Source organism: Oleiphilus sp. HI0061, from assembly GCF_001635675.1.
The window spans coordinates 1-5123 of sequence record NZ_LWFE01001236.1 but is presented as its reverse complement, the minus strand read 5'-3'; the positions used below and the strand labels follow the sequence as shown (position 1 = coordinate 5123).

At 40.3% G+C, this 5123-nt stretch carries 5 protein-coding genes and 1 pseudogene; 1 reads left to right on the top strand and 5 read right to left on the bottom strand.

Annotated elements, in window-relative coordinates; genetic code table 11:
- Positions 1–892: 892 nt before the first annotated feature.
- The 5 genes from A3735_RS19335 to A3735_RS19310 all read right to left on the bottom strand — a co-directional run bounded on the left by A3735_RS19335 (position 893) and on the right by A3735_RS19310 (position 4824).
- Complete coding sequence (locus tag A3735_RS19335) at positions 893–2116, bottom strand: tyrosine-type recombinase/integrase (RefSeq protein ID WP_068510546.1); 1224 nt, start codon at positions 2114–2116, stop codon at positions 893–895.
- Between the two features lie 98 nt (positions 2117–2214).
- Positions 2215–2631, bottom strand: a complete 417-nt coding sequence (locus tag A3735_RS19330; protein WP_068510548.1) for a type II toxin-antitoxin system HigA family antitoxin — start codon at positions 2629–2631, stop codon at positions 2215–2217.
- Positions 2628–2942, bottom strand: coding sequence for a type II toxin-antitoxin system HigB family toxin (locus A3735_RS19325; protein WP_068510549.1), 315 nt, complete (start codon positions 2940–2942; stop codon positions 2628–2630). The genes A3735_RS19330 and A3735_RS19325 overlap by 4 nt, the downstream gene beginning before the upstream one ends.
- A gap of 356 nt (positions 2943–3298) precedes the next feature.
- Positions 3299–4446 (bottom strand): IS3 family transposase gene (locus A3735_RS19320; protein ID WP_156495034.1). Its coding sequence is split into 2 segments (ribosomal slippage): positions 3299–4203 and positions 4203–4446, totalling 1149 coding nucleotides; the frame shifts between segments, so codons are not numbered across the junction.
- 60 nt (positions 4447–4506) lie between these two features.
- Positions 4507–4824, bottom strand: coding sequence for a hypothetical protein (locus tag A3735_RS19310; RefSeq protein WP_068510553.1), 318 nt, complete (start codon positions 4822–4824; stop codon positions 4507–4509).
- Between the two features lie 131 nt (positions 4825–4955).
- Here A3735_RS19310 and A3735_RS29785 point away from each other — a divergent pair.
- Positions 4956–5123, top strand: a pseudogene (locus tag A3735_RS29785) (IS110 family transposase); the annotation flags it as partial.

The window sequence follows — 5123 nt, the reverse complement described above, 5'->3', positions numbered from 1 at the left end:
AACTGTACTCATTAAGAATTGGTCTGTCAATTGAAAACCTTGTCTTGAAGTGAAGATGTCTAGTTTCGGGACTCCTTAAAATTTAGTGCTTTTCAGTCAGGTTTGACATAAGTGCCAATACCTCAAACTGATACAAACTACTCACTAATTCGCTTTAGAGGTGTGCTTTGTAACATTTCCGGAGCAGACAAAAGGTAGAGCTTTGTGCTCAAAGCCTGCATTCAGTCAGAGCTGAAGTCGGCTGTTTTATCCTCATTTGAAAAATGTCCTCTGAACGTCTTACTTAGGGACAAAGTGCTAGTTTGAAAATTTCTGCTTCCTCATCATTGCAGGCGCAGACGATTACTATACGAAACGCTGCTTTTTGAAGAAAGGAAAAGAAATTCCCTACCCTGACTTTTGTCTAAATAGTCTATTAAACACAACGGATGAATACTTAAGATTCACAAAATTCAGTCAACCCCTTGCCCGATATATAAAAGTCATTTACAAACAATGTCAACCAAATCTAAAGGACTGGTTTTCCAATAAAAGGTGATGTAGGCATTTAAGAATAATAAAGATTGGCTATGTCAACGAAGATAATATCCTTTCCCTCTTGTGATTCTTAGTAATTAAATTGACTTTATAACGACTAACAAAACGAGGATGAATTAATGTCGCCCAAATTAGTATTTTAGTTGAATTTAAGTGAAACAAATCAAACTGAAGGTAGTTTCGATAAAAGTTTAGTACTTTAGTTGGAGGTATTCATCTAAGTGATTGAATCTTGATTCATGGAGTTTAGTAATTTAGTTGAACGTGCAACTTGTTTTCGGGTGAAATGACCGGCAAATACAGACTAACCGATTGGTTTTATTAAGCTTTAGGCTTCAGAATTTTGGTTCCAAAATCAAACTTCTCGAGATTTTCCGCTCTCAGCGCGTTTTTTGGCGCTTGTTTGAACATAGACCGTGTCAGTGGTAGCCATACTTGAATGCCCCAGGTCTTCCGAAACATCCTTAAGGGCGCGGCCTCGTTCAATCTCCATGCTTGCGCCTGTATGACGCAGCCAGTGAGGTGAAACATCTTTGAAAATTTGCGCTGCTTTCTCTCCTGATCGAGACCTCATAGTCTCGTAGGTTTTATCGAGCACCTGATGGACAAGACGCGCTAGTTGTCTACCACTCATACCTCCAGCCCCACGAATTTTCTCCACAATTGGTTGCTTGTCCTGTCTACCAGGCAATGCAGGCAAGCCACGCCATAGCCGATAACGTTCTAAATAAGGCAGGAAGCTATCTGGGACAGAAATGTCGCGAATTTTCTTTCCTTTACCGTATATCTTGAGCCACCAGTTTTTCTTATCGTCTTGCCAAAAGTGGCTCATAACAGGTATCCAGTCGTCACGCTCAGCTAATTCAGAAATTCTCAAAAACATTGTTTTCATTGCAGCCAATAAAAAAATATTCCGCTCAAAGAGTGAGTCTTCGTCAGCCATTTTTTCAGCCGTAATTAGTAGTAAATCCCATTGTGCCTGGTCTAGCCGCTTTGTTTCTTTTACCTGTGCATCCTTAACTAATCGCTTACAGTCTTTTTTTGCAAGACCTGCCGGATTTCCTAATGCTATTTCGCTCTCCATTAAGTGTGTGTAGAAACCGCTTATAGCAGAAAACATGGCAAGTATAGATTGCTGTGAAGGCCTGTATTTCTTTTTATCAGCATCACTACCTTCGGCTATATATCTAAAAGGCCTCCAGCTTTTATTAAATTCGTACAGACCAGCAGACGGTACAAATTTATCCACATTGGCTAGACCTATCCAAGTTTGCGGTGGCTTAAAGAAGAACTCTGAATAATCAAGTAAGTCATTCTTTCTAAAATCGACAGCAGGCTTTTCTGCCACCAAAAAACTCCACAGCAAAAATTTTTCTATGTCAGAACGGAATCTAATGTAAGTATGCTCAGATTTGTTTCTGCCAAGGAAAATCAAATACTCTCGCGCCCAATCCCAGTGTTCACGGCACCACTTAGGGTTGTCGTTGAAAAACTGATCTAGCTGTGGGTAATCACGCCAGTCAAAGTCTTTAAGCTCGTTGTATGCTGGGAATAAAGGGATTGATCTTGGAGTTGCCATAGGACTTAACGCTTTATGAGTAAAGACTAGATTAACTCATACACTATGTCCAATAATAGATCTTATTGGACACTTTAAAGATTAACTGTACAGCCTGGTCAGAAAAATAACGACGGACTGATTTCGAAACGTCTTGAAAGTTTTTCAATATGCTCTTTAGTAAGTGACCTCTTCTCGCTACATATCATAGATACTGAACTTTTCGGGCCAATCTCATTTTTAAAATCTGACATAGTTAAGTTATGCTGATCCATCAGCAATCGCAACATGGATGCGCCTGCATCTTTAGACTCGATACTAGTGTTAAAATCATGAAACTCAGGGGCTTCTTCTTCATACGCATGAATTTTTGCCCACAAGACATCAATAAGAAGCAAGTTTGCATCATAGTCCTCAATAAGTTCATCCATAAGCAAAAGTGCCTCTTGATGATCTTCCTGTGAATGTATACCAGCGATAAATGGCATCTCACTCTGTAATTCATGCGCAAGCTGTGTAATGTGTTGTATGTTCATTTCAGCTCCTTTCTTCTATAACGGTTTGTGAGCCGATCATACTCTTTATGGTCGACAATGTATTTTACGTAAACACGTTGATGGCGGAACTCAATGAATGCGATAAGTCTTAGGTTATTACCGCCTAAATCAACTACCCACCATTTATCTTTGTACTTAAAGTTATCTAGCGACGGCACTGCCTTTTTTAGTACGTGATGATCTTTAAACTTCCCACTCTTAAGTAGTCGATAAAAATCTTCTATCGCATTGGCATCGTTTGGGTATTTCTTGATAGCTTCAACGAATATACCTCTGGCAATAACATGCATAAAACTTCCATTAGTTCGCAATATGTGAACAGTGTAAGGCATATGGCTCTTGTTCGCAATATGTGAACCGGGGCCATTAATATTTTGTGTCTGCGCCCTACTCTTTTGGAAAACTAGAACATTGGCCTTGCGGGTAAACCGTTCATAGGATCCAAGAAAATTTTTCTCGATATCTTACATTACCTAAAAGAGGAAAACCGACATAACGCGAGCATCGCTTTCCATGCCTATTTGCCTGGCTTTTCTTATATTACAAAAGACCCGAAAGCCGACATAACACTTTGCTAAGTTGGCTGATCATTCTTTATTCGATATCCTTGTGTCATCAACACAAGGATTGAATCGACCAGCTTTAACTAAACACTTTTCTGTTTGAATTCTTCTAACTTTTCATAAGCCAGTGGAGGCATATTATTAGCTTCCCCATGCTTACGTCTAGAGTTATAAAACATTTCAATGTAATCAAAAATATCTGCTCGTGCGTGCTCTCTTGTTGAGTAGATTTTCCTCTTTACTCTCTCACGCTTGAGAAGCTGAAAGAAGCTCTCCGCTACTGCGTTATCATGGCAATTTCCTCGCCGACTCATACTCGCTTTAAGGTTGTGAGCGCTTAGAAAGTCATTCCATTCGTAACCCGTAAACTGACTGCCTTGATCAGAGTGTATTAACACCTGGTTCCGCGGCTTTCTTCGCCACACTGCTGCAAGAAGAGCTTGAGTAACAAGCTCGGATTCCATTCTTGAGCTCATAGACCAACCAACTACGGCACGAGAATATAAGTCCAGTACCACAGCAAGATAGAGCCAACCTTCGTGAGTTCTGATATAAGTAATATCAGTCACCAAAGTTTGGTTTGGCATGGCTACAGAAAACTGGCGATCTAATACGTTGCTTGCGACGATTGCGGGTTTGCCGCCATAGTGGCCTCTATGCCTTCTGTAACCTACTTGAGCCCTGATTCCTTCCTGCTTCATCAATCGTGCAACGCGATGTTTGCAGCAGGTTTCACCTAAGTCACGCAGATCGCTCGTTACTTTCCGGTAGCCGTAAACACAACCACTTTCCAACCAAGAATGCTTGATAAGCCCTGTCAGTCGTTCATCTTCAATCTGGCGCTTTGACTTGGGCTGATTCAGCCAAGCATAAAAGCCACTCCGCTGAATAGAAAGCGTCTCACACATCAATTTGGCAGGGTAATTGTTGAGCCTTTTTTTTACGAACGCGTATTTTTCTTTGACTCGCCCGCGAAAAATACGGTTGCTTCCTTTAGGATGTCGCGTTCCATCGTGACACGCTTAAGCTCTTTTTCTAGCTGCTTAATTTTGTTTTCGTGGTCGAGTTGTTTTTTGTGTTCATCACTATCTGGACCATGCACTTTCATCCAGTTGTAGAGCGAACTGGCAGTTATACCAAGCCGTACAGAAACGCTAGAAACTGAATGGCCATGTTCGGTAACTTGCTTAACTGCTTGGATCTTAAATTCTTCGGTAAATCGCTGAGACATACTTTCTCCTTAATACACATAATTATAAAGCAATTAAGCGTCTAAAGAAGGCTGGTCGATTCAGATTGCTAATAAGCATAATACGATTGAACCTATTACCAAGTTTTGAATATGCCTTGTTTTGTGATTAAAACTATCGATGGCTTCGCTTATTTTCGAATCTGTCTCTTTACTAGTGACATCAATATCTTTGTTACTAGCAACTTTAAAAGCAAATAAAACAACTATAAAAAAGAACAATACTGGGAAGAAAATGCTTTTGAAAGATGGCTCAATATTAGCCCAATCAATTTGAAAAGCTGCGTATGCGAATACTGCGATACCAGACACAATAATGATTACGGCCGCCAATCTATTATTTACTTCCTTGTTCAGCAAAATTCAGATTACCTTTTACGTATAGACATAATGACTCCCCACGTCCCAAAAGAGTGCTGACCTCCTATCGTGGGTTAGCAAAGCCAGAGCCATAATATATGTGTCATACCATATAAGCGGAGGCCAGCACCATGAAAAACAATACCATAATTTTTGTCGGATTGGACACCCATAAGGAGTTCACCGAAGTCGCATATTGCGAAGATCAACGAGGCTCAGAAGTAAAACATCTTGGAAGAGTTTCTTCAGCCAAAGTATCACTTACCAAGATGGCAAGACAGTTTGAAAGCAAATACCCG